The sequence below is a fragment of the Stenotrophomonas sp. LGBM10 genome, from assembly GCF_046736075.1.
Lineage (GTDB): Bacteria > Pseudomonadota > Gammaproteobacteria > Xanthomonadales > Xanthomonadaceae > Stenotrophomonas.
In genome coordinates, this window is sequence record NZ_CP177163.1 from 354,868 (window position 1) to 376,599 (window position 21,732).

At 68.5% G+C, this 21,732-nt stretch carries 24 protein-coding genes; 7 read left to right on the forward strand and 17 right to left on the reverse strand.

From position 1 onward, the window contains the following. Positions 1 to 188: 188 nt before the first annotated feature. Both ACLB90_RS01535 and ACLB90_RS01540 read right to left on the reverse strand, forming a co-directional pair. Positions 189 to 1,304, reverse strand: coding sequence for an alkene reductase (locus ACLB90_RS01535; RefSeq protein WP_411851304.1), 1,116 nt, complete (start codon positions 1,302 to 1,304; stop codon positions 189 to 191). A gap of 3 nt (positions 1,305 to 1,307) precedes the next feature. Continuing rightward, positions 1,308 to 2,612: an SGNH/GDSL hydrolase family protein gene (locus ACLB90_RS01540; protein ID WP_411851305.1), complete on the reverse strand. Its 1,305-nt coding sequence runs from the start codon at positions 2,610 to 2,612 to the stop codon at positions 1,308 to 1,310. Positions 2,613 to 2,719: 107 nt separating this feature from the next. On the opposite strand from ACLB90_RS01540, the gene ACLB90_RS01545 reads away from it, so the two are divergent. Continuing rightward, positions 2,720 to 3,628 (forward strand): LysR family transcriptional regulator, encoded by a 909-nt coding sequence (locus ACLB90_RS01545; RefSeq protein ID WP_411851306.1) that lies wholly within the window; start codon positions 2,720 to 2,722, stop codon positions 3,626 to 3,628. A 635-nt stretch (positions 3,629 to 4,263) separates the two neighbouring features. On the opposite strand, the gene ACLB90_RS01550 is transcribed toward ACLB90_RS01545, so the two are convergent. From ACLB90_RS01550 to mntR, 4 genes are all read right to left on the reverse strand, one after another. Beyond that, the gene (locus ACLB90_RS01550; protein WP_411851307.1) at positions 4,264 to 5,139 is read right to left on the reverse strand and encodes an EcsC family protein; all 876 of its coding nucleotides are present in this window, start codon (positions 5,137 to 5,139) and stop codon (positions 4,264 to 4,266) included. Between the two features lie 81 nt (positions 5,140 to 5,220). Continuing rightward, positions 5,221 to 5,790, reverse strand: a complete 570-nt coding sequence (gene orn, locus ACLB90_RS01555) for an oligoribonuclease (RefSeq protein WP_411851308.1) — start codon at positions 5,788 to 5,790, stop codon at positions 5,221 to 5,223. A gap of 106 nt (positions 5,791 to 5,896) precedes the next feature. Next, positions 5,897 to 6,355 (reverse strand): tRNA adenosine(34) deaminase TadA, encoded by a 459-nt coding sequence (gene tadA, locus ACLB90_RS01560; protein WP_411852671.1) that lies wholly within the window; start codon positions 6,353 to 6,355, stop codon positions 5,897 to 5,899. A gap of 58 nt (positions 6,356 to 6,413) precedes the next feature. Beyond that, positions 6,414 to 6,872: a manganese-binding transcriptional regulator MntR gene (gene mntR / locus ACLB90_RS01565; protein WP_411851309.1), complete on the reverse strand. Its 459-nt coding sequence runs from the start codon at positions 6,870 to 6,872 to the stop codon at positions 6,414 to 6,416. Between the two features lie 145 nt (positions 6,873 to 7,017). Here mntR and ACLB90_RS01570 point away from each other — a divergent pair, with 145 nt between their 5' ends. Continuing rightward, complete coding sequence (locus ACLB90_RS01570; protein WP_411851310.1) at positions 7,018 to 7,251, forward strand: DUF1653 domain-containing protein; 234 nt, start codon at positions 7,018 to 7,020, stop codon at positions 7,249 to 7,251. A gap of 32 nt (positions 7,252 to 7,283) precedes the next feature. On the opposite strand, the gene ACLB90_RS01575 is transcribed toward ACLB90_RS01570, so the two are convergent. Next, positions 7,284 to 8,273, reverse strand: coding sequence for a GAF domain-containing protein (locus tag ACLB90_RS01575; protein ID WP_411851311.1), 990 nt, complete (start codon positions 8,271 to 8,273; stop codon positions 7,284 to 7,286). Positions 8,274 to 8,640: 367 nt separating this feature from the next. On the opposite strand from ACLB90_RS01575, the gene ACLB90_RS01580 reads away from it, so the two are divergent. Next, the gene (locus ACLB90_RS01580; protein WP_411851312.1) at positions 8,641 to 9,858 is read left to right on the forward strand and encodes an MFS transporter; all 1,218 of its coding nucleotides are present in this window, start codon (positions 8,641 to 8,643) and stop codon (positions 9,856 to 9,858) included. Positions 9,859 to 9,871: 13 nt separating this feature from the next. On the opposite strand, the gene ACLB90_RS01585 is transcribed toward ACLB90_RS01580, so the two are convergent. The 3 genes from ACLB90_RS01585 to ACLB90_RS01595 form a co-directional block, all read right to left on the reverse strand. Further along, the gene (locus tag ACLB90_RS01585) at positions 9,872 to 10,660 is read right to left on the reverse strand and encodes a CHAD domain-containing protein (RefSeq protein WP_411851313.1); all 789 of its coding nucleotides are present in this window, start codon (positions 10,658 to 10,660) and stop codon (positions 9,872 to 9,874) included. 131 nt (positions 10,661 to 10,791) lie between these two features. After that, entirely contained in the window at positions 10,792 to 11,139 is a 348-nt protein-coding gene (locus tag ACLB90_RS01590) for a hypothetical protein (RefSeq protein WP_411851314.1), read from the reverse strand. Positions 11,140 to 11,207: 68 nt separating this feature from the next. Further along, entirely contained in the window at positions 11,208 to 11,801 is a 594-nt protein-coding gene (locus ACLB90_RS01595) for a GIY-YIG nuclease family protein (protein WP_411852672.1), read from the reverse strand. 190 nt (positions 11,802 to 11,991) lie between these two features. On the opposite strand from ACLB90_RS01595, the gene ACLB90_RS01600 reads away from it, so the two are divergent. The 3 genes from ACLB90_RS01600 (at position 11,992) to ACLB90_RS01610 (ending at position 13,888) form a co-directional block, all read left to right on the forward strand. Further along, complete coding sequence (locus ACLB90_RS01600; protein WP_411851315.1) at positions 11,992 to 12,591, forward strand: DNA-3-methyladenine glycosylase; 600 nt, start codon at positions 11,992 to 11,994, stop codon at positions 12,589 to 12,591. A gap of 86 nt (positions 12,592 to 12,677) precedes the next feature. Next, complete coding sequence (locus ACLB90_RS01605) at positions 12,678 to 13,304, forward strand: hypothetical protein (RefSeq protein WP_411851316.1); 627 nt, start codon at positions 12,678 to 12,680, stop codon at positions 13,302 to 13,304. A gap of 89 nt (positions 13,305 to 13,393) precedes the next feature. Next, entirely contained in the window at positions 13,394 to 13,888 is a 495-nt protein-coding gene (locus ACLB90_RS01610) for a ferritin-like domain-containing protein (protein WP_411851317.1), read from the forward strand. Here ACLB90_RS01610 and ACLB90_RS01615 read toward each other — a convergent pair whose 3' ends face one another. From ACLB90_RS01615 to ACLB90_RS01635, 5 genes are all read right to left on the reverse strand, one after another. Next, a complete protein-coding gene (locus tag ACLB90_RS01615; protein ID WP_411851318.1) occupies positions 13,889 to 14,590 on the reverse strand; it encodes a glycosyltransferase in 702 nt (233 codons plus the stop codon). After that, positions 14,587 to 15,174, reverse strand: coding sequence for a class I SAM-dependent DNA methyltransferase (locus ACLB90_RS01620; RefSeq protein ID WP_411851319.1), 588 nt, complete (start codon positions 15,172 to 15,174; stop codon positions 14,587 to 14,589). Before ACLB90_RS01620 ends, ACLB90_RS01615 begins: the two co-directional genes overlap by 4 nt. Further along, the gene (locus ACLB90_RS01625) at positions 15,171 to 15,929 is read right to left on the reverse strand and encodes a PIG-L deacetylase family protein (RefSeq protein WP_411851320.1); all 759 of its coding nucleotides are present in this window, start codon (positions 15,927 to 15,929) and stop codon (positions 15,171 to 15,173) included. Before ACLB90_RS01625 ends, ACLB90_RS01620 begins: the two co-directional genes overlap by 4 nt. Further along, a complete protein-coding gene (locus tag ACLB90_RS01630; protein ID WP_411851321.1) occupies positions 15,917 to 16,879 on the reverse strand; it encodes an acyl-CoA dehydrogenase in 963 nt (320 codons plus the stop codon). The genes ACLB90_RS01625 and ACLB90_RS01630 overlap by 13 nt, the downstream gene beginning before the upstream one ends. 262 nt (positions 16,880 to 17,141) lie before the next feature. After that, complete coding sequence (locus tag ACLB90_RS01635; protein WP_411851322.1) at positions 17,142 to 17,945, reverse strand: lysozyme inhibitor LprI family protein; 804 nt, start codon at positions 17,943 to 17,945, stop codon at positions 17,142 to 17,144. Between the two features lie 196 nt (positions 17,946 to 18,141). Between ACLB90_RS01635 and ACLB90_RS01640 the strand changes: the two genes are divergently transcribed. Further along, a complete protein-coding gene (locus ACLB90_RS01640) occupies positions 18,142 to 20,895 on the forward strand; it encodes a UvrD-helicase domain-containing protein (RefSeq protein ID WP_411852673.1) in 2,754 nt (917 codons plus the stop codon). On the opposite strand, the gene ACLB90_RS01645 is transcribed toward ACLB90_RS01640, so the two are convergent. Together ACLB90_RS01645 and ACLB90_RS01650 are read right to left on the reverse strand one after the other, a co-directional pair. Continuing rightward, positions 20,878 to 21,306 (reverse strand): hypothetical protein, encoded by a 429-nt coding sequence (locus ACLB90_RS01645; protein ID WP_411851323.1) that lies wholly within the window; start codon positions 21,304 to 21,306, stop codon positions 20,878 to 20,880. The two genes, ACLB90_RS01640 and ACLB90_RS01645, sit on opposite strands and share 18 nt — an antisense overlap. A 46-nt stretch (positions 21,307 to 21,352) precedes the next feature. Further along, positions 21,353 to 21,643, reverse strand: coding sequence for a hypothetical protein (locus ACLB90_RS01650; RefSeq protein WP_411851324.1), 291 nt, complete (start codon positions 21,641 to 21,643; stop codon positions 21,353 to 21,355). Between the last annotated feature and the right edge of the window lie 89 nt (positions 21,644 to 21,732).

Here is a 21,732-nt window from a genome sequence, read left to right on the forward strand (position 1 = left end):
GGTCAGCTCTACCGGCGAGGCGGCGAGGTGGCGAGGTGGCGTTGCGGCCGGCGTCCGGTCACGGCATGACCGCGCACCATTACGTCCCGCATTCCCGCTTCGCCATGACCCCGCACCATCGCGGCCCACATGCCCGCATCGCCTGACCCCGCACCGGTAGAGCCGACCGTTGGTCGGCTGCCCTGCGATCAGGCGCCAACAGCCTCCTCGGCGACCGGATAATCGGTAAAGCCTTCCGCCGCGCCACCGAAGAACGTTGCCTTGTCCGGCGGCGTCAATGCCAGCCCCTGCTGGAGGCGGGCAGGCAGGTCCGGGTTGGCGATGAACGGCCGGCCGAAGCCGATCAGATCGGCCCATCCCCTGCGCAGCGCCTCTTCGGCACGTTCTACCGTGTACTTGCCCGCATAGATCAACGTGCCCCGGTACACCATGCGCAATGCTTCCTTGAACGCCACCGGCATCACCGGCGCATCGTCCCAATCCGCCTCGGCGATATGCAGGTAGGCAACACCAAGGCCATCGAGCAGGTGCGCGGCGGCCAGGTAGGTCGCCTGCGGGGTATCGTCCACAGCACCCTGCAGCGTGGTCAGCGGTGCCAGGCGCACGCCTACGCGATCCGCACCGATTTCCGCCACGACCGCCTCGACCACCTCGCGCAGGAAGCGCAGGCGGTTCTGCAGCGCGCCACCGTAGGCGTCGGTGCGCACATTGGCCTGCGAATCGATGAACTGGTTGATCAGGTAGCCGTTGGCGCCATGCAGTTCGATACCATCGAACCCGGCGTCGATCGCGTGGCGGGCGGCAGCGGCGTAATCACGCACGATCGCGGGGATTTCTTCCAGCGTCAGCGCGCGCGGCAGCGAGTGCTGCACCATCTCGCCCACACCGGCGTGCGGGCCCCTGCCCTGCGGATCGATGAACACCTTGACCCCGTCGGCCAGCAGCGACGACGACGACACCGGTGGCGCGCCGCCGGGCTGTAGTGCCACATGCGACACGCGGCCCACATGCCAGAGCTGGGCGAAGATGCGACCGCCGGCGGCGTGCACCGCATCGGTCACGCCGCGCCAGCCGGCCACCTGCGCGGCATCGTGGATGCCCGGGGTCCATGCATAGCCCTGGCCCTGCGGGCTGATCTGGGTGCCTTCGCCGACGATCAGGCCGGCCGAAGCGCGCTGCGCGTAGTACTGCGCCATCAGCGCCGTGGCGACGTTGCCATCGCCGGCGCGCGAACGCGTCATCGGCGGCATCACGATCCGGTTGGGCAGTGTCAGCGCGCCCAGGCGGTAGGGGGAAAACAACATGATTCAATCCTTGCGGGGGGAAGAAGAAAGCGGTGCCGGCACGGCACGGGGCAGCAGCAGGTCCAGGTCGACCGCGTCGGCCAGTGCACGGTTGCCGTCGTCGCCGGGATGCAGGTGGTCGCCGGAGTCATACCGCGCCAGCAGGCGGCCAGGATGGGCCGGATCGCGCAGCACGGCGTCGGCATCGATCACCGCGTCGAACACACCGCCGTGGCGGATCCAGTCATTGAGCTGCTGGCGCAATGCGTCCTTGTCGGGCTGGTAGTACGTCTCCAGCGGTGTTCCCGGCAGCGCGCCGTGAAACGGCGCCACGGTCATGCCGACCACGCGCACACCCTGGCGATGCGCCTGCGCCACCAACTGCTGGTAGCCGGCGCGCAGGGCGTCCAGCGCGGGGCGCGGCCGGCCCGGTTCGAAGGCGGTGCCGGGCCAGGCGATATCGTTGATGCCGATCAGCACGATCATGCTGCGCACGCCGGGCTGGTCGAGCACATCGCGCGGCAGGCGCGACAGCGCGCTGCTGCCCATGCCGTCGCTGAGCAGGCGCCCGCCGGAGATACCGGCATTGATCACCGCCACGCCGCGTGGCGCCAGGCGCTCGGCCAGCAGATCGGGCCAGCGCGTGTCGCGATCCAGGCTGGCGGTGGCGCCATCGGTGATCGAATCGCCGATCACCGCAACCGCTGGCGCGGCGTCGGCGGTCTCCACCTCGATCGCGGCCAGCCACGGCCGCGCGGTGGTGCTCATGCTGCCGGCGCCGTTGCGATCCAGCACGGCGGCGTCGGTCTGGTCGCCGGCCACGATCCAACCGGTCTGCCGCCCGTCCCAATGGAAGGTGGTGATCGGACTGGGCGCGGGCAGGTACAGGCTGACGGTCACCCGCCCCAGCGCCTGCACCGGCAGGGCCACCGCATCGCTGCGCAACGGCGCACCGGCGGCAATCCGCGCATCGGGCTCGCCGTCGAAGCGCAGCTCGCGCACGCTGCCCGGCACCACCGCGCCGTCTGCGGCAGACACCGCGACGGTGGCCCGCCCGACATACAGCGGCCGATCGCCATAGGCATTGGACAGGACGATGCGCAGACGCGCGCCACCCATGCTCAACCGCGCCACCTGCCGGACGGTCTGGTCCTGCAGCTGCGGCGGAACGTTGGTGGGAAACAGGAACGCCGGGTCCCAGACCGGCTGCGGGCTGGCGGTCCAACTGGCGACCCAGCCTGCCTGCGCGGACGCGGCGGGCGCGGTGGCCGCGAGCAGCAGCGCCGACGCCAGCAGCGAAGCGGCAACACACGGGTGTGGGGAAGACATCGGCAACGCCAGAAAGTGGGGAGGCCCATGATGAATTTCCGACGGCTCGTGTACTAGACTGCCCGCCGGAACAACATTTGTGACTCCAACTCAACAAGGAACCCCGCATGGCCCGGCTGGACGTCAACCGATCCGGCGAACTGGACGTGTTCGTCCGCGTGATCGAACTGGGTGGATTCTCGGCGGCGGCACGGGCATTCGGCATGACCCCGTCTGCGGTGAGCAAGCTGGTCGCCCGGCTTGAGCAGCGGCTGGGCACCCGGCTGGTGAACCGCTCCACCCGGCAATTGCAGCTCACCGCCGAGGGCTGCGCGTTCTATGAGCGCGGCGTGCGCATCCTGGCCGATCTGGACGAAGCCGAGCGCTGCGCCAGCGTCCATGACACCCCGCGTGGTCGGGTCCGGGTCAGCGCCAATGTGCCGTTCGGCCACCACTTCCTGCTGCCCCTGGTGCCGGCGTTCCTGGCCTGCCACCCGGAGGTGAGTCTGGAAATCAGCCTGAACGATGAAGTCATCGATCTGCTGGAACAGCGCACGGACGTCGCCGTCCGCGCCGGTCCCCTGAAGGACTCCCGCCTGGTCGCCCGGCAACTGGGCCGCACCCGGCTGGTGGTGGTCGGCTCGCCGGCGTACCTGGCCGAACGCGGGCACCCCACCCATCCGGACCAGCTTGCGCACCACAACCTGCTGGCCACCCAGCACGTGCGGGCGCGGCCTGGCTGGCCCATGCGCCTGGGCGGCGAGGAGCGCCTGGTGGTACCCGCCGGCAACACCCAGGCCAGCGATGGAGAGGCGCTGCACCGGCTGGCCGTCGCCGGCCTCGGCCTGACCCGGCTGGCCACCTTCCAGGCGCAGGCGGATATTCACGCCGGACGGCTGGTGCCGGTGCTGGAAGAATGGAACCCGGGCGACATCGAGGACATCCACGCGGTGTACGTGGGCCAGGGCGGCCACCTGCCACTGCGGGTGCGCGCTTTCCTCGATTTTCTCGCCGAGCACGTGAGTATTCCCACGTAGAGCCGACCTCTGGTCGGCTGCCGCGCGCAGCGCGGCGAAGGTGGTGCGGTGCTGCCATTGCTGTGGATGGCGGAACGGAGAGCAGCTGACCAACGGTCAGCTCTACCAGGGAGGGGCCATGATCCCCGTAGAGCCGACCTCTGGTCGGCTGCCGCGCGCAGCGCGGCGAAGGCGGTGCGGTGCTGCCATTGCTGTGGATGGCGGAACGGAGAGCAGCTGACCAACGGTCAGCTCTACCAGGGAGGGGCCATGATCCCCGTAGAGCCGACCTCTGGTCGGCTGCCGCGCGCAGCGCGGCGAAGGTGGTGCGGTGCTGCCATTGCTGTGGATGGCGGAACGGAGAGCAGCTGACCAACGGTCAGCTCTACCGGTGACGGGGCCACGATTCTACGTATGGCCGGCTGCCGCTCCACGCGCACCGGTAGAGCCGACCGTTGGTCGGCTGCCGCGCGCAGCGCGGCGAAGGCGTTGCCGTCCTGCCGGTGATGTGGATGGCGGAACGGAGAGCAGCTGACCAACGGTCAGCTCTACCAGGGACGGGGCAGCTCTACCCGTAAGGGGGCCATGATCCCCGTAGAGCCGACCTCTGGTCGGCTGCCGTGCGCGGCGCGGCGCGCTGTCCGGGAAACGACCGGTTACCGGTCGTCGACCTGCCCGGCCAGCAGCGCGTAGGCGGCGCGGACGGTGTCGTATCCGTAGGTGCGTTCCAGCCGGCGCACGATGAAGTGGCCGCGCGCCATGTCCTGGTAGTAGTCGGTGAACATGGTGTTGAGCGTGGCACCGGCGACGGCCCCGACGATCGGCACGGCCTGCGCGGCGAACTTCTCGGTGACCACCACGCCGAAGCGTGCCGCGACCTTCTCCACGATCTTGGCCAGCCATTTGCCGGCTTCCTTCGGGGTAAGCCCGATCATCACCGGGCTGCCGCCAACGGCGCGACCTGCCAGCTCGGCCGACAGATGACGCATCACCTCGGCGGTGAATCCGCGGGTGATGTAGTAGCCGGTCTCGCTGGCGTCGTCCTTGCCGGAGTTTCCGCCCAGCGCGAACACTTCCAGGCAGGCGTGCCGCGTGGCCATGTCGCGCAGGTCGAAGCCCTCGCTGCGGGCGACATCGGCCACCGAGCGCATCATGATCGTGGTCGACACCGGCAGTTCAATGAACAGCGTGGTGAAGCCGAACGCACCGCCAACCGCGCCGGAGGTCGCTGCGGCCAGCTTGTGCCAGCGCGTCGACGCGGCCTTGCCGGGGGTGTTGTCCATCGTCCACAAGGCCGCCTGGGCGGACTTGAACAGCGCCGCCTCTACCGCCCCGTGGATGCGCCGCGATACCGACTGCGGCAGCTTCTTCACTGCAAATTCCAGTGGCGAGCCGATCAGGTTGGCCATCTTGGCCGTCAGCGTGGGCGACTCCAGCAGCGCGACGGCGCGCTGCAGATCCGCCCAGTCCTGCGAGGTGGGCAGAATCTGCGTTTCCAGCGGGGGTGGTGAGCGGCGGACGAGATCGTTCATGCCGCCGATCATAGCGCCGCCGGGTGAACGGAAAGGTCCATCCGACGTCACCACTCGTTCACCCGCGCGGGGCGCGGTGGCTCAGGACGGCAGCCCCGACAGCGCCCCCATGAACTGGCGGTAGTGGCGCAGTTCGGCGATGGAGTCGTGCACGTCGCTCAGGGCGGTGTGGCTGGAGGTCTTGCCGACGCCGGCGGCGACACCGGGGGCCCAGCGCCGCGCCAGTTCCTTCACCGTGGACACGTCCAGGTTGCGGTAGTGGAAGTACTTCTCCAGGCGCGGCATTTCGCGGTGCAGGAAGCGCCGGTCCTGGCAGATCGAGTTGCCGCACATCGGCGATGCGCCGGCCTTGATCCACTGCGCCAGGAAGTTCACCGTCTGCGCTTCGGCCTGGGCGAGCGTGATGGTGCTGTCGACCACCCGCTGCCACAACCCGGACCGCCGGTGCTGGTTGCGGTTCCACTCATCCATCGCCTCCAGCCGCTCGACCGGGTGGTGGATGGCGAACTCCGGCCCTTCGGCCAGCACGTTCAACTGCGCGTCGGTCACGACCGTGGCGATCTCGATGATCGCGTCGTTGTCGGTATCCAGACCGGTCATTTCCAGGTCGATCCAGATCAGTCGTTCGCCTTCTGCGCCATTGTCCGCCATGTCTACGCCTTGTGCTGGGGCCGGCGCAACTGCGCCGACCAGGGATGGAAAGGGCGCCATGATACCGCCATCGCGTCGAGGCTCCGTCGCCGACGCGGGCACCGGCTCACTCCAGCAGCAGCGGCGGCTTGCCGCGTTTGGCGCGGAAGTAATTGGTCAGGCGCATGCTCGCCTCTTTCGCCAGCACGCCGCCGTGTATCTCCACGCGGTGGTTGTGCCGCGCATCGCCAATGAGGTCGAACACGCTGCCGCAGGCACCGGTCTTCGGATCGCTGGCGCCGTACACCAGCCGCGCCACGCGCGCATGCACGATGGCCATCGCACACATCGCACAGGGCTCCAGCGTGACGTACAGCGTGCTGCCCAGCAGGCGATGGTTGGCGATGGCCCTGCCGGCCTGGCGCATCGCCACGATCTCCGCATGTGCACTGGGATCGTGATGGGCGATGTTGAGGTTCCAGCCTTCGCCGAGCACGTCGCCATCGGCGCCGACCAGGACCGCCCCAACCGGAATCTCGTCGAACTCGCGTTCGGCCCGCGTGGCCAGCGCCAGTGCGTGCTGCATCCAGTGTTCGTCGCGGTCGTGCACCGGCACGCCCAGCGGCGGTGGCGGCGGCAGGCGCTCAACCACGGCGCTCGGCCTTGCGCAGGAACGCCTCGAAGGCGGCCAGAGTGGCCTCGCTGACGTGATGCTCGATGCCCTCGGCATCGCGGCGTGCCGAATCGGCATCGACCCCGAGCGCCAGCAGGAAGCGCTCCACGGTCTGGTGGCGTGCCCGCATTTCCACGGCAAGCTGCTCGCCGGCCGGGGTCAGGAACACGCCGCGGTACGGCCGCTGTATCGCCCAGCCTTCCTTGACCAGCCGTTTGAGCGCCTTGGCCACTGTCGGCTGGGCTACGCCCAGGCGCGTGGCGATGTCCACCTGGCGCGCTTCGCGGCCGTCGGCGATGAGGTCGGCGATCAGCTCCACGTAATCTTCCACCAGCTCCGACCGGCGCGCCTCGCGCACCTGCGCGAACCCTTCCACATGCATGTGGGCATCGATCAGCGGGGACGGCGGTTTGCGGGTGGTCGGGGTCATGCAGGCTCCTGCGGGCGGCCGCGGGCAGAGGAAGCTGGCGGCTGGATGCGCAGTTTACCGCAGCCATCCCGGATACCCCTCACGGCCGGCGCCGGTGGCGGCCCGCTGCGCCATAATGAGCCACGCTCATTCCACGCCTCACGCCATGTCCGACCTGCCTGCCCTGCCCGCCCTGCCGCTGGGCCACTACCGTCACTTCAAGGGCGGCAATTACGACGTGCTCGGCATCGTCCGCCACAGCGAAACCCTCGAGCCGATGGTGCTGTATCGCCCGCTCGATGCCGACATCGGCGTATGGGTCCGCCCGTATGCAATGTTCATCGCCCAGGTCGAGGTGGACGGCCAGTTCCGCGCGCGCTTCGCGCCCGTCACGGACTGATCTGCAAGGCGCGTTGCGCGCCCTCGTCCGACTCAGTGCCCGCGTTGCGATGCCAGCGCCGGCACCAGCGCACGCAGCCGCGCCAGCACCTCGTGCATGGCCGGGCTTGCGGTCTGTTCAAGCGTCTGCAACTGGGTGGCCAGAGTACCCAGCACCTCGGTGGTGGATGGCGCAGTGGCGCTGGCTACGCCTTCGTCCAGATCCAGGTGTGCGCCGATGGCCGCGCCCATGAGTTCGAAACAGGCAACCCCCGCCGCATCCAGGCGCGAGGGCAGCGGATCGAGCGCGCAGAGCGTGCCGAAGAAGCTGCCATCACGGCGCCGCATCGGTACCGAGATGTAACTCTCGAAGCCATACATGGCCGGCGTGTGGTGCTGCGAAAATACCGGGTGCAGGCTGGCTTGATTGAACTGCACCGTCATCTGGTGCTGGCGGATCTCATGGCAGATGGTGGTTTCCAGGACGAGATCCTGCCCCGGCGCCAGGCCGAAGCCGAGCAGGTCGTGCACCGCACAGGTGGTCCAGCGGTCGCTGGTTACCCGCGCCACGGCCACAAAGCGCATCGCGGTGAGGTCGCTGGCCAGGGCCAGCATGCCGGGCACCGCCGGCATCGCCTGCAGCTGTGCCACATCGAGCTGGCGCGGGTCGACCGGCTGCACGCCCTTCTGGGCCACGCCGGGGCCCCAATCGGCGTCATCCACCAGGTTGTCCAGTACCGCCAGGCGGCGATCCAGCACCTTGGCCGTCACCCGCTCGACCAGCTCGCGCACCGCGGCCGACAGGCCGCGCGCATCCGCAATGGCGCCCACGAAATGCAGTCCCTCACCCACCAGCCGGATCTGCTCCACCGCGAAGCTCTCGCGCAGGGCAGGACCTGCCTCGCGCTGGAAGGCCAGTGTCCAGTCGTCGGGGGGCGCGCCGTCAAGGATCGCGGTGATGATCACCCGCGCCGGGTGTGGCCCGTCCTGCAGTCCGGGCAGATCGAAACCGATCACTGTGGGAAAACGCGTGCCGGTATTCATCACAACCCCTGTGGGCGCGTCTGCGCGCCTGTCCGGCATTGTCGCACGAATGCCGGAGATGCCCGTACCGCGGGCCGATTCCCCGCCTGGCGTTTCCCTGCCACTGGCAATGCGCGGGATCCGCACCGCTATCCCTGACGCCTGTCCTGCAGGCGGAAAACTGCGTCCCGTGCCGGCAGGCAGCTGCTGGCACTTATCGCCACGTTGACCGACGAATGCCGCGATTGCGGCCTGCGCGCCCGATTTCGCAGGTGACGGCGCGCGCGGCGCGGCACTGAACGGCACGCCACCTGTCGACGCAGCCGGGGCGGATGCTGCGGCGCACCAGTACAATTGCGGACCGTACCGCGATCCCCTGCCGCCGCCCATGAGCTCCCCCGCCCTTTCCCTCGCTGCGCGCCTCACCCCGCGCGAGCGCACGTTCATCCTGCTGGCGCTGTCGCTGGGCGGCTTCGCGATCGGTACCAGCGAGTTCGCCAGCATGGGGCTGATGCTGGAAATCAGCCGCGGCCTGTCCATCAGCGAGACCCAGGTGGGCCACCTGATCAGCGCCTATGCCATCGGTGTGGTGGTTGGTGCGCCGGTGCTGGCCTTCGCCGGCGCCGGCTATGCCCGCCGCTCGCTGCTGCTGGCGCTGATGGGGTTCTATGCCGTCGGCAATCTGGCCAGCGCGCTGGCCCCGAACTACACCACCATGCTGCTGGCGCGTTTCGTGGCCGGCCTGCCGCACGGCGCCTACTTCGGCGTGGCGATGCTGGTGGCAGCTGCGATCAGCCCCCCTGCGCAGCGCGGGTCGGCGATGTCCAAGGTGCTGCTGGGCCTGTCGGTCGCGATCCTGGTGGGCAATCCGCTCACCACCTGGCTCGGCCAGATGTTCAGCTGGCGCACCGCGTTCGCGCTGGTCAGCGTGCTGGCCATCGCCACGGTCGCGATGATCGCCCGCTTCCTGCTGCCCGATCCGGATGAACAGCGCACGTCGCCGATGCGCGAACTGCGCGCCTTCAACCGCCCGCAGGTGTGGCTGGCACTGGCCATCGGCTCGATCGGCTTTGCCGGCATGTTCTGCGTCTTCACCTACCTGGCGCCCACGCTGGTGCAGGTCACCGGTCTGGCCGAATCCTGGATGCCGGTTGCGGTGGGCATCTTCGGCATCGGCGCGATCATCGGCAACGTCGCCGGCGGCTGGCTGGTGGACCGCTTCCACTTCCGCGCCGCCGCGATCGTGCTGGTGTGGTCGATCATCGTGCTGCTGATCTATCCGATGGCCGCCCAGTCGGTGTGGAGCATCTTCCCGATGATCGTGGCGGTCGGCACGATGGGCGCGCTGGCCGCCGTGCTGCAGACCCGCCTGATGGACGTGGCCGGCGAAGCGCAGACGTTGGCGGCCGCCTCCAACCATGCGGCATTCAATACCGCCAACGCGCTCGGCCCGTGGTTCGGCGGCATGGCCATCGGCGCCGGCTTCAGCCCGGCCACCACCGGCTATGTGGGTGCGGCCACCGCCGTTGGCGGCCTGCTGCTGTGGGGCGTGGCGATGCTGGTCGAGCGCCAGTCGCGCGGGGCCGCGGTCGCCTGCGAGCGCTGAGCGGGCGCAGCGATCAGTCGACCGGCGCAGTGCGGGCCAGGTCGATCTGGGCCAGCAGTTGCCGGCGGTCGACCACACCCGGCATCACCCGTACCAGGTTGCGCAGCATGCGCAGGTCCTGCTGCCAGCCGAGGTGATTGCTGAGCCGATGCAGGGCCTTGGCGTCCCCACCCTCGCCGCGCGGCGTATGCGCCTTCGCAAGCCGCGGGTCCAACTGCGGCGCTGCCTCCAGCTGCATCCGCAGCCGCCGCACCTTTCGACGCCAGCGGTGCAGACGTTCCGGCGACGGGTTGCGGTGCGCACGACGTTCGGCCTTGCGCGCACGTGCAACGCTGCGGTCAAGGCCAGTCCGTAGCTGCGCGCGTCTGATCGTTGTCCAAGGTTGGCTGTCCAGCAGCGTTCCGACGCGCTGGAGCCGATCGCGTCGCCGACCAAATGCCGGATCGCCGGCCAGGGCGCGCCGCAGCCACGCATCGCGCCGCGCCTGCAGTTGTCCGATCACGTACGGCCACGGCGCGCTGGGCGCAGTGGCGGCCAGCAGCGCTGCCGACTCCACGGCCACGTGCGCATCGCGCAGGCCGGACAGGCCATCCCCCAGGCGGCGCAGCACCGCATCGGCATCGTCCAACGCCAGGTCGGTACCGTCCAGCAGCGCCAGCAGGGCCCGCAGACGCCGGATCGCCTTGCGCGCGGCATGCACCGCTGCGTGGGCGTCCGCGCCGAGCAGGAGTGCCTGCTCGATATCACGGCACGCCTGGCGGGCAAGCGCATGGGCAGCGTCTCCGGGGACAACCGACTGCATGGCACCACCACCGGGATCGTCACGGAACCGGCAGTGTAGCCGGCGGTCTCCCGGCCGGATTCACGCCCGGCATCCGGTGTGCCCGGGATGGGGACCGGGAGCGCCCGCCAACGGATCAGGCCGTCGTTGGATCAGGCCGTCGTCGGGGGCGACCGGTACTTGACCTTCATCGTCACCGTGCCGGACTTCCCCACCGTCAGTTTGATGGGCACATCCGGATGCGCCGACTTGATATGGAGCCCGGCCTCTTCGCTGAGCGTGATCTCCATTTCATCCACGTTGTTCTCAGCGCCCGCCTTGATCAGATCCGCTGCAGATTGCGCCTGTTCCTCCACGCTCGGCTTGAAGAAGTGCCGTGCCAGCGCGGCTACCGCCATCAACTGCCCCATAGGTGTCAAAACGCTCAACGCCATGCCTGCTGCGGCGATACCCGCAGCAGTGGTCAGGTCATACGATGGTGCGGTTGGTTTCTCTGCCATGTTCCCCCCCTTGTGTAGGCGGGACTATAAGTGCCCCGCCGTCCCCTCAACAAGGCATCCGTCCCGCCTTACGCCCGCCGGTACCAGCGCCACACATGCGGCGGAAGCCGGCGTTCCAGATCGATGCCCAACGCCGCGTGGCCATCCAACGCGTCGCGCAGCAGCACCTGCGCCCGTACGGACAAGGCATCGCAGGCGACCGGTGCCTCCGGCAGCAGCATCGCCGACCAGTCGTACAACTGGTCTGCCCGTGCCAGCATCGCGGCGGCGAGCCAGGCGCGCAGTGGATGGATCCGGTGGCCGCCGTCGGCCAGTGACTGCACGGCGGGCCGCAGAAGGTCATTGGCGCCCCGCACCCACTCAGTCTTGCCGCCGGCCTTGTCCTGCACCGTGAGCGGTGCGGGCGCCCGATGCGCCTTCAACGGGCGGCGCAGCGCCAGTTCGATATCGCGCGCATCGCGCTGCGTTTCGGTTTCAATCAGCACGCCCGCGTCGAGATCGAAGAACTCGAACCAGCGGCGGTGGAGCGCGCCGATGCGCGCAAGCGGGTCGCGCGAGAACCCGATCTTGCCGTAGTCCTCCCACGCGCACGGGAACACGTAAGCAAAACAACGCCCGTCGAGCGCGATGGCGTGGTCCTGGTCCTGCATCGGTTTCATCATCGGCGGCTTACCCACGTTCTGGACCGCAACCAGCTTGACGCCGCGGCGGATCATGAGCTGCGAACGCAGTGCGAGCGCAGCGTGACGGCCAGCGGTTTGATCCGACCACGACGTACCGACGCGCATGCTGCGACCCTGCCGACCAAGGAGACCACCGATGACGGATCGGACAGCAGTGCAGGGGTGCCGCATGACGGAGTGGACGCCCCTGCCGCGCGCGTTCTACCAGCGTCACCCCACCGAGGTGGCGCCGGACCTGCTCAACACCATTCTGCTGCGCGACGACGGCCGTGCCGGGCGCATCGTGGAAGTGGAGGCCTATGCCGGTGACCAGGATCCGGCCGCGCATTCGTTCCGCGGCATGACCCCGCGGACGCGCACGATGTTCGGCGAAGCCGGCCATCTTTACGTGTACTTCACCTATGGCATGCACTGGGGCGCCAATGCGGTCTGCGGCGACATCGGCCAGGGCTGGGGCGTGTTGCTGCGCGCGCTGGCGCCCTTGGCCGGCGTGGATCAGATGCGGCAGGCCCGCGTCGCCGCCCGGCGCGATCGTGATCTGGCCAGTGGGCCGGGTCGCCTGTCGCAGGCGCTGGGCATCACCGGCGCATTGGACGGCACCGACCTGACCGACAGCGCCGGGCCCGTCCGGATCGTCAGCGATGGCATGCCGCCGCCCTCGCACCCCGGTGTCGGCCCGCGCATTGGCATCCGCCGCGCCACGACGTTTCCGTGGCGATGGCATGTGCCCGGCAACGAGCATGTGTCCGGCCGCAGACGTCCCGTTTGACGGCCCATGCGACAGATCCACGCGCGTGTCGCCTGCTCGCGGTACCGGACCGGGTAAACTGACGCCTCCTTTTACGGTGGATCACGATGGGCCCGTTCGACCGCACTGTCCGTCTCCGCTGGCAAGCCGCCTCGCTGCTCGCCGCAGCGCCCGTGGCCGCCTTCGCGACAGGCGAGCCGCCGGCTTCGCCGGCCGCCGCACAGTCCTCGGCCTCGCGCACCGCGTTGGTACAGGCGCTGCACGCGCGGTTGCTGGCTGGGCAAAGCGCGACCAGCACGCTGGAGACCTGGTGCGCCGAACAGGGCCTCGCCGACACCGCGAAGGTGCGGGCGGTGCGCGTGCAAGGTGTCGAGCGCGATGCGCCGCCGGAGGTGCGCGACGCGCTGCAGGTCGGTGACGATACCCCCCTGCGTTACCGCCGTGTGCAACTGGTCTGCGGCAGCCGCGTGCTGTCCGAGGCCGACAACTGGTATGTGCCGGACCTGCTCACCCCCGCCATGAATGCCACCCTGGACGGCAGCGACGAACCGTTTGGCCGTGTAGTCAAGCCGCTCGGGTTCCAGCGCCAGACCCTGCGCGATGCGACCTGCTGGCCCGACTGCGGCGAAGGCCCGCAGGCCACCGTGCTGGAAGTGCGCGCCGTGCTGCGCGACCACGCGCAGCGACCCTTCAGTTACGTCATCGAGAGCTACCTGCAGGGCGTGCTTCCCTGATGTGTAATGCGCCTTCACGCAGACGCGAGTCCAACTAACACTGCAGCGCCTAGGGTCAGGGTTCACGTCCGCACAAAGTGACATCGACCATGACCATCAAGACCGCTGAAGACCTGTTCATCCACGAGCTGTCGGATATCTACAGCGCCGAGAAGCAACTGACCAAAGCCCTGCCCCGCCTGGCCAGGGCGGTGACCGCCCCCGAGCTGGCCGCCGCGTTCGAGACCCATCTGGAGGAGACGCTGGGCCAGGTGGACCGCATCGATCAGATCGTCGAGCGGCTGGGGATCCGTCTCAAGCGCATCAAGTGCGCGGCGATGGAAGGCCTGATCGAGGAAGGCAAAGACGCCATCGACGGCATCGAGAAAGGCCCGGTACGCGATGCGGCCCTGATTGGCGGCGCGCAGAAGGTGGAGCACTACGAAATCGCCTCGTACGGGACCATCGCCGCCTTGGCCAGACAGCTCGGCTACAAGGCCGCACTGCCGCTCCTGCTGGAAACGCTGGAAGAAGAAAAGGCGACGGATGCGAAGCTGACACTGCTTGCACAATCCGGCGGGAACGCGGCAGCCGCGGCCGCCTGATCACGGCTGCAGCGCCTGCGTCGGCACCAGCGCGGCACCCGCCTCCATCACTTCCCGCTCCAGCGCACGCAGGAATCCGCTGAACCCCTGCGGCGCTTTCGAGGACCGGCGTGCGCTGGTGGTCACCACCGGCTGCGCCAGCCAGGCGATGGACGCACCGGCGTTGCGGAGCGCGTGGATCAGCGCGACGTCCTCGCCGGTACATAGCGGCGCGAACCCACCGGCCGCCGTGTACGCGGCGGCGCGCATGCCCAGGTTGGCGCCGTGGATGTGGCGGTGCCCGTCCTCGGCCCGCTCGCGGCATGCAAACGCCCTGCGCACGGCATCGGGATAGTCCAGCCAGTCCACCACCTCCACCACACCGCAGAACACGTCCGCGCCGCAGCGGGTCTGTTGGCAGAGCCAGTCGGCAGGAACAATCGAATCGGCATCGGTGTTGGCGATCCAGCGCGCGCCCCGAGCCAGCGCCAAGGTGGCCGCTGCCGCCCGCGCCGTGCCCACGCACCGCGCATCCATCGCGACGGTCGTGGCACCCTGCCCGGCGCAGATCGCGGCGGTGTCGTCGCTGCAGTCATCCAGCGCCACCACCGTCAGCACCGCTTCGCCGTGCAGCCCGGGATGGCTGGCCGCGCTGCGTATCGAGGCCAAGCACCGCGCGATGACGGGGCCCTCGTTGTGTGCCGGCACGATTACCGCGATCACCGCAGCCCCTCCCACGCGGCGACGCTGGTGAGACGCCGGCTCCACCCCTGCAGCAGCATGTCGGCATCCTGGTAGGTGAACGCTTCGACCAGGTGGTCGGACAACGCGCGATGCACGTCGGTGGTGGTGCTGCAGGCTGCGTCGAACGGCGGCCGCCAGTGGCAGGCCAGCAGCAGGCCGTCTTCGGCAAGGCTGTGGCGCAGCTGTCGTGCCATCTGCTGCAGCGCCGGGCCAGGCAGGTAGTAGCCCACTTCGCTCACCACGATCAGGTCGAAGGTACCGTCCGGCCAGTCCTGCGGGTGGCTGGCCTGCTGCAGCCGCACCTGTGGCCACGCCCGGGTGGAACGTGCAGCGTCCGCCAGCGCGTCCGCACTGATATCGGTTGCCAACAGCGCATCGCAGCGCGCCGCCAACCCGGCAGTGAGCACGCCGTTGGAGCAGCCCAGTTCCCATGCGGTGGCGTAACGCGGATGCGGCAGGCAGGCGAGCGTGAGTGCGCGCTTGCGGGCTTCGTACCAGCGCGTGCGGTAGTGGAACGGGTCCGGCTGCTGGTACAGCGCGTCGAAATAAGCGGCGGTGCTCATCCGATCACCACCTCGAAGGGGCGGCGGAAGCGCGCCGTGATGTGATCGGGAAGAATCGGCGCACAGGCCAGGCCGGCCACGCTGCCGGTCTGTGTGGCAAACGCCTCCAGCGCCTGCTGCTTGCGCGACCGCGACGCCGCGCACAGCGGAACACGGGCAGCCGCTGGCCACGGTGGCGTCGCCGCATACGGGTCCAGCCAGTGCCACGCCCAGACCGGATACTGCAGCACCGCGATGCCGCGCGATGCCGCCGCCGCCAAGGCGGCACGCCCGGCGGCGTCATGGTCTGGATGCGCATCGTGGGTCCACGGGGCCATCAGCAGATCGCCCGGGACCAGGTGCGCGGCCAGATGTGCGGCAAGATCGGCCTCATGGGCGGCAACGGCACCATCGGGCAGGCCCAGCGTGGTGACATGCGTAGCGTCCATGCCCAGCAGGCGCATGGCATCGGCCAACTCGCGGCGGCGTGCGTCGCGCAGTCGCGCGGCTGGCCACAGCGGCTGATCGGTATAGCAGGCCTCGCCATCGGTGACCGACACCACGTGCACGTCGATGTCGTGGCCCAGCGCTGCCTGCATCAACCCCGCGCAACCGAGCACTTCATCGTCCGGATGCGGCGATACCACCACCAGCCGGCGTACATCCGCCAGCAGGGTGGCGGCATCCTGCGCCGGCAGCGCGCGCAGCCAGCCGCTGCGGTCCCAGTCGGCCTCGCGGTTGCCCGGCCCGCTGATCGGCACCGTCACAGCGTCCACGGCCCCTCCTGCATGTGGATCGCCCGCCCCAGTTCGGCCCAGTCGCGGTCGGCGTGACTCTGCCGGATGAATACCGTCAGGTCGCTCCACCGCGCGGCATGCCCGGCATCCAGGCACATCGGTGCCGGCCCCAGCGCGCGGCCCACTGCATCGAGCACCTGCACGCAGGTGCGTTCCACCACACTGCGCACACGGATCACATCGGCCTGGTGGGGGTGGGACGGCATCGCGTCGATCCAGGCCGCCAGTTCGCGCAGCAAGGCTGCCGATGCCTGCAGGGCCATATCCACCTGGCCGAGCAGCGCGGCGATCTGCGCATCGCCAGCCACGCGTGGCGAGCGCTGCAGAGGGGCGGCCAGCGCGACCGCGGCGCCATACCAGCACGCCGCGATGCCGGCACCCCCATGCCAGAAGCCGGGCCGGGCCAGATACGTTCCCGGTTTGCCGATCGGTTCGGCGGGCACATCCGTGAACTGCACGGTGCCGCTGGGGATGCCCCCCATGCCGGTGGCATGCCAGGTCTGGGGCTGCGGGAAAATACCGTCCGCATCGGTACGCACCCGCACCAGTTGCACGCCGTCTCCGCAGCGCGCGGTCACCAGCGCGACATCCACCAGCCCGGCGCCCGAGCACCACGGCTTGCTGCCGGAGAGCGTGCCTGTCGCGGGGTTGAAGTGAAGCGTGGCCTGCGGCCCCTCGGCGGCCCACACCGCCGCCAGCACGTCGCCCGGCAACGGCGCCGCGTGCAGATCGGCCAGGATCGCCTGCGCGTCGTAATGTGCCTCCATCACCTTGGCCACACACAGGTCACGTGCAGCGATGGCCCCCAGAGCACGCCAGCGCTCCAGGGTATGCCCCCGTCCGGGCAGTGGCAGCGATGGCTGCCGTACCAGCACGTCGCGGGCATCGGCCTCCAGCGCGGGTGCGGCATGGTCAGCGCGCAGGTCCATGGCAGGCGTGAGGATCACCTTGCGGCAACCCTCCTCCCTGCAGTCGAAGATCCCAGGGTGGGAACGATGTCCAGCCGGACGTCCCTGCTGCCGTGATACGTGAGTGCGTGCTGCATGGTCGAATCCTGTGAAGCGTGGACCTCACAGATACCCGTACGGACGTAGCAGGGCGGTGACCGGGATGTGCGCACGGCGTGTTGGCCGGGCCCGTTCCGCGAACCTGGCCGACCACGCCTATGCGTGTGGCCGGCCTCTCACCGCGTTATTCCAGCTCCGCCAACCGCGCCCGGTACGCATCGCCGATGCAGTCCGCATCGGCACACGCATCGCGGACCTCCCGTCGCCATTGCCCCTGCGCGGCACTCAGCGCGCCGGCATCCACGGCGTTGGCCCGCACGTTCCTGAACGTGTCCGCCGTTTCCCGATCCAGCGCAGCCAGCTCGGCATCGGCGCAGATCATTGCTTCCACGCGGGAGGAGGCCTTGGCACAGTCGAAACTGGGGTTGGCCACTGCATCGGCGGCGGCAGGCGGCTCCACTTCCGCTTCGTCGGCGTAGTCGTCTGCCTTGGCCGACGCCAGCGGGTCCACTACGTCTTCCGCAGCATCCACCGGCGCCGCCACCACGCGCGAGGATGCGTCCTGGGTCGCCTCGCTGCTGGCCAGGCTCGTGCGGATCGCCGAGCCAATCCCCATGAGATCGCCCGGGAGCACACTGACTTCGACCAGCTGCTGTCCGTCCACGGACTGCGAGGTGTATTGCAGCCGGAGCTTGTAGACGTCCTGACGCGGGTTGTTGAACGGCGCAACCAGGTCGGCTTCGCAGGTGTACCGGCTGATCGCCTCGTCGAAACCTGTGGGATGCGCCAGGGAGATCTGCAGCAGGTCGCGCAGCTTGGCGGCATCCAACGACGCGGCAGCGCTGTTCGTCCCGAGCTCGCGCTGGATGATGCTTCTCACCAGATCCAGCGTGCTGTCATCACCACACGCCGGCGCTTTGCCCTGCCCGCACCCGGCCAGCAGCAACGACAGCGCCATTCCGCTCAGCACGACCTTTGTCATCGACATCCGTGTCCTTCCTGTCAGTAGAAATGGGCGAACCGCCCGTCCCGTCGGTATCGGCAGGCACATCACATTCTTTAACGCGACATTCCTGCGCCGCCTATGGGAACAAGCGCTACAAGTAGGCCTGCTCTATCATTGAGCCCGATAGAGGCCCGCTCTGGGCCAGTACCCACGCACGCAGGCAGTATCAAGGATGGCAATCGACTGGCGCCCCTCTGGTTGGGGCAGGCTTCTGACCCGTTCCCCGCACTGGTGGCTTCGCCTCGACGGTGATTACGTCGAGATCAGCATCGGCGGCACGCGCCACCGGGAATACGTGGCGGATGCACACCGCGTGCAGGTGATCCCCGGCCTGCTCTGGTCGCGGGTGGAGATCGACGGCGAGGCAGGCGCCTGGCTGTCGGCCGATGGCCTGCCGAACGCCCGCGGAAGCGCTCTGACTTCGGCCATCGAGATGCTGCTGGATGACCGCCGCCGGCGCGAGCGCAAAGCCCTGTTCGACGCCGTGCTGGCCCAGATGCTGGCGTGGCTGGGCACTGCCCGCACCCTGATCGACGCAGGAGATCGCGGCCGCCGCTGGATCACCCACGAGGACCAGGCCGCCCTCCTCGCCGACCGGCCCGTGCTGCCCGTGGCCCCACCCGATCTGGAACCGCTGTTCCTCGATGCGGACATACACGACGACCTGCAGTCGCCCGCGCACCAGCGTGCCCTGTCGGCCCTGCACGACTGGGCGCTGGACTGGCCCGAGGTGTTTGCCCAGGCCAACGAAGGCATGACCCGCCGCGAGCTGGTCCTGGCCAAGGCGTTCCTGGACAAGGTCGAGAGCCAGCCGCTCACCGAGGAACAGGCCCGTGCGGTGATCTGCTTCGACAACCGCGTGCAGGTCGTCGCGTCGGCCGGCTCGGGCAAGACCTCCACGATGGTCGCCAAGGCCGCCTACGCCATTGATCGCGGCTTCGTCGCGCCCGAACGGATCGTCATGCTGGCATTCAACAAGGATGCCGCCAACGAACTGCAGGAACGCGCGCAGCGCTCCTTCGAACGTCTGGGCATGGACGACACCGTGGTCGAAGCCCGTACGTTCCATGCACTGGGCCTGGCCATCATCGCCAAGGCCACCGGCCGCAAGCCGGACATTCCCGACTGGGCCGTCGACGCCACCCAGGGCTTCCACAAGCTCGCCGAGCTGGTGGATGACCTCAAGGATCGGTCCACCCACTTCCGCACCCAATGGGACATGTTCCGCCTGGTATTCGGCCGCGACCTGCCGCCGCTGGGCGAGGACATGCTGGCCGATGGCTACGACCGCGACGGCACGCCCTACATCCGCACCCTGCAGGGCGAGCGGGTCAAGAGCATGGAAGAGTGCGTCATCGCCGACTGGCTGTTCTACAACGGCGTGACCTACCAGTACGAGCGCCAATACGAGTTCGATACCGCCACCGACACCCACCGCCAGTACCGCCCGGACTTCTACTACCCCGACGCGACGCTGTACCACGAGCATTTCGCGCTCGACGCCAACGGCCAGCCGCCCCCGCACTTCGCCGGCTACATGGACGGCATGGTCTGGAAGCGCGAGGAACATGCCCGGCGCGGCACCGCGCTGGCCGAGACCACCTCCTTCGGGCTGCGCAGTGGCCATGCGCTGGACTACCTCGCCGACCAGCTCAGTGCCTCCAGCGTCACGCTCGACCCCAACCCGGACCGCGACCTGCCCGACGACGGTGCCAAGCCGATGCCCGATTCGGACCTGATCGGCCTGATGCGCACCTTCATCGCCCATGCCAAGAGCAGCTGCCTGTCGCTCGACGACATGGCCGAGCGCCTGCGGCAGATGCCCGAGGACCACTTCAAGGAACGTCACCGCCGCTTCCTGGAGATCGCCAGCCCGGTGATGCAGGCGTGGGACAACGCGCTGGCCGACGAGAAAAGCATCGACTTCGAGGACATGCTGAACATGGCCGCCGGCCTGCTGGAGCAGGACCGGTATGCGTCGCCCTACGACCTGGTGATGGCCGACGAGTTCCAGGACGCGTCGCGCGCACGGGCCCGCCTCTGCCGCGCGCTGGTGAAACAGCCCGGCAAGTTCCTGTTTGCCGTGGGCGACGACTGGCAGTCGATCAACCGTTTCGCCGGCGCCGACGTGTCGGTCATGACCGGGTTCCGCGACTGGATGGGGCACGGCCAGGTACTGAAACTGGAGCAGACCTTCCGCTGCCCGCAGGCGCTCTGCGATATCTCAAGCCGCTTCATCGGCAAAAACCCTGCCCAGATTGCCAAGGTTGTCCGCTCGGTCACCCCGGCGCATGGGCCGGTGCTGCTGGCCTTCCAGCTCGTCAAACGTGATGAGGTGCCGGACGGCGTGCGGCAGTACCTGGCCGCGCTGCACCAGCAACTGCTGTCGGGCGAGATTGCGCGGGGCAAAAACGGCCGCGTCTCGGTGTTCGTGCTCGGCCGCTACCGGGCCGACCGCAGCGTGGTGCCTGCCGACTGGAAGGCCGCGTTCGGCAGCACGATGGACATCGAGTTCCTCACCGTCCACCGCTCCAAGGGCCGAGAGGCCGACTATGTGATCCTGCCGGGCCTGGTCAACCGCGGCTTCCCCAGCCTGCGTTCGGACGACCCGGTGCTGTCGCTGGCGATGCCGACGGGTGACACCTACCCGCTCAGCGAAGAGCGCCGCCTGTTCTACGTCGCGCTCACCCGCGCCCGGCGAACGGTCGCCATGTTCACGCTGCTGGGCAAGAACTCACCCTTCCTGGACGAACTGGTGAAGGAAGGCGCCGTCACGGTCACCGGCGTCTCCGGTATTCCTGTCAAGGAACAGCGCTGCCCGGTATGCAAGGTAGGCGTGTTCGTGGACCGGACCGGGCCGCATGGGGCATTCAAGTCGTGCTCCAGTTATCCGGCGTGTCACAACAAGCCGACGTCAATGCGGCGGTGGTGATTGGCAAGGGATAAGCGCTACAAAGATTTTGGTCCCTCGCGGAAGAGACGCCCGCAGCTTCCCCTCCATCACGCCCTTCTTAAGGTCAAACCAAGGATCCATATAGCCTCCCGGCACCTTGAGGAGGTAATGGTAGTCACGGTATCGAACGGGGCTGTGGACGCACACAATGCTCCCTTCGGGAGGCGGACTTGGCGGATGCCAATCGGCGACCACCTTGACGCCCTGCTTGAACAACGCGTTGGCAATCTCGTCGATCTCAAAACCCTGGGGACGAGCACCCACCGGCTTTCCCTTTTCCTTCTCCAGCCACCGCTTGGCGCGCGCGTATGGAACGGCCATCAACGACGCCACACACGCTGCGGCGCAACCCCATGTGTCTTCTTGAGAAACTTCGCGATACTTCTGCATTGACACTCCAAATGTAATGCAAGGATGTGGGAGCTCTCGGACGAGCTCAGGCTTTCTCTATTACCAAGGTCCACAGCACCGTCATCACACCGGGCTTGGTCGGATCGAGAGAACTCTGCGGGAACACTGACACGACACGCCACCCTGTTGCGTAAAGTTGGGAAACGGTGACGGAGCCGGCTGCCTTGCAACGGAACACCGTGGCGTCATCGAATGGCTTCATCACGCCGGCCGGCGTGGTCTGGGTTTCAGCCAAGCAGACCTCGCCCTGACCAGCCCACGCAGTGCTGGAAGCTGCGAGCAGGGCACCGGCCAACCAGATACCGTTGAGATTCATGTGACATTCCCTGTAAGCCGCCGTCCTGGCTGCCATCCAAATCTAGCGCATCCGTATCGGGGGCCGCCAGCGTCTCGAACGCTATGGGT

What these genes read in the sequence shown, in the direction of transcription:
- ACLB90_RS01635 (WP_411851322.1), bottom strand. Translation starts at nt 17,945, where the DNA reads ATGTCGATGACAAAGGTCGTGCTGAGCGGAATGGCGCTGTCGTTGCTG.
- ACLB90_RS01545 (WP_411851306.1), top strand. Translation starts at nt 2,720, where the DNA reads ATGGCCCGGCTGGACGTCAACCGATCCGGCGAACTGGACGTGTTCGTC.
- ACLB90_RS01650 (WP_411851324.1), bottom strand. Translation starts at nt 21,643, where the DNA reads ATGAATCTCAACGGTATCTGGTTGGCCGGTGCCCTGCTCGCAGCTTCC.
- tadA (WP_411852671.1), bottom strand. Translation starts at nt 6,355, where the DNA reads ATGCAGCACGCACTGGCGCTGGCCACGCGGGCCGAACGCGAGTTCGAC.
- ACLB90_RS01585 (WP_411851313.1), bottom strand. Translation starts at nt 10,660, where the DNA reads ATGCAGTCGGTTGTCCCCGGAGACGCTGCCCATGCGCTTGCCCGCCAG.
- ACLB90_RS01610 (WP_411851317.1), top strand. Translation starts at nt 13,394, where the DNA reads ATGACCATCAAGACCGCTGAAGACCTGTTCATCCACGAGCTGTCGGAT.
- ACLB90_RS01535 (WP_411851304.1), bottom strand. Translation starts at nt 1,304, where the DNA reads ATGTTGTTTTCCCCCTACCGCCTGGGCGCGCTGACACTGCCCAACCGG.
- ACLB90_RS01590 (WP_411851314.1), bottom strand. Translation starts at nt 11,139, where the DNA reads ATGGCAGAGAAACCAACCGCACCATCGTATGACCTGACCACTGCTGCG.
- orn (WP_411851308.1), bottom strand. Translation starts at nt 5,790, where the DNA reads ATGGCGGACAATGGCGCAGAAGGCGAACGACTGATCTGGATCGACCTG.
- ACLB90_RS01570 (WP_411851310.1), top strand. Translation starts at nt 7,018, where the DNA reads ATGTCCGACCTGCCTGCCCTGCCCGCCCTGCCGCTGGGCCACTACCGT.
- mntR (WP_411851309.1), bottom strand. Translation starts at nt 6,872, where the DNA reads ATGACCCCGACCACCCGCAAACCGCCGTCCCCGCTGATCGATGCCCAC.
- ACLB90_RS01605 (WP_411851316.1), top strand. Translation starts at nt 12,678, where the DNA reads ATGGGCCCGTTCGACCGCACTGTCCGTCTCCGCTGGCAAGCCGCCTCG.
- ACLB90_RS01575 (WP_411851311.1), bottom strand. Translation starts at nt 8,273, where the DNA reads ATGAATACCGGCACGCGTTTTCCCACAGTGATCGGTTTCGATCTGCCC.
- ACLB90_RS01645 (WP_411851323.1), bottom strand. Translation starts at nt 21,306, where the DNA reads ATGCAGAAGTATCGCGAAGTTTCTCAAGAAGACACATGGGGTTGCGCC.
- ACLB90_RS01595 (WP_411852672.1), bottom strand. Translation starts at nt 11,801, where the DNA reads ATGATGAAACCGATGCAGGACCAGGACCACGCCATCGCGCTCGACGGG.
- ACLB90_RS01600 (WP_411851315.1), top strand. Translation starts at nt 11,992, where the DNA reads ATGACGGAGTGGACGCCCCTGCCGCGCGCGTTCTACCAGCGTCACCCC.
- ACLB90_RS01620 (WP_411851319.1), bottom strand. Translation starts at nt 15,174, where the DNA reads ATGAGCACCGCCGCTTATTTCGACGCGCTGTACCAGCAGCCGGACCCG.
- ACLB90_RS01550 (WP_411851307.1), bottom strand. Translation starts at nt 5,139, where the DNA reads ATGAACGATCTCGTCCGCCGCTCACCACCCCCGCTGGAAACGCAGATT.
- ACLB90_RS01580 (WP_411851312.1), top strand. Translation starts at nt 8,641, where the DNA reads ATGAGCTCCCCCGCCCTTTCCCTCGCTGCGCGCCTCACCCCGCGCGAG.
- ACLB90_RS01630 (WP_411851321.1), bottom strand. Translation starts at nt 16,879, where the DNA reads ATGGACCTGCGCGCTGACCATGCCGCACCCGCGCTGGAGGCCGATGCC.
- ACLB90_RS01540 (WP_411851305.1), bottom strand. Translation starts at nt 2,612, where the DNA reads ATGTCTTCCCCACACCCGTGTGTTGCCGCTTCGCTGCTGGCGTCGGCG.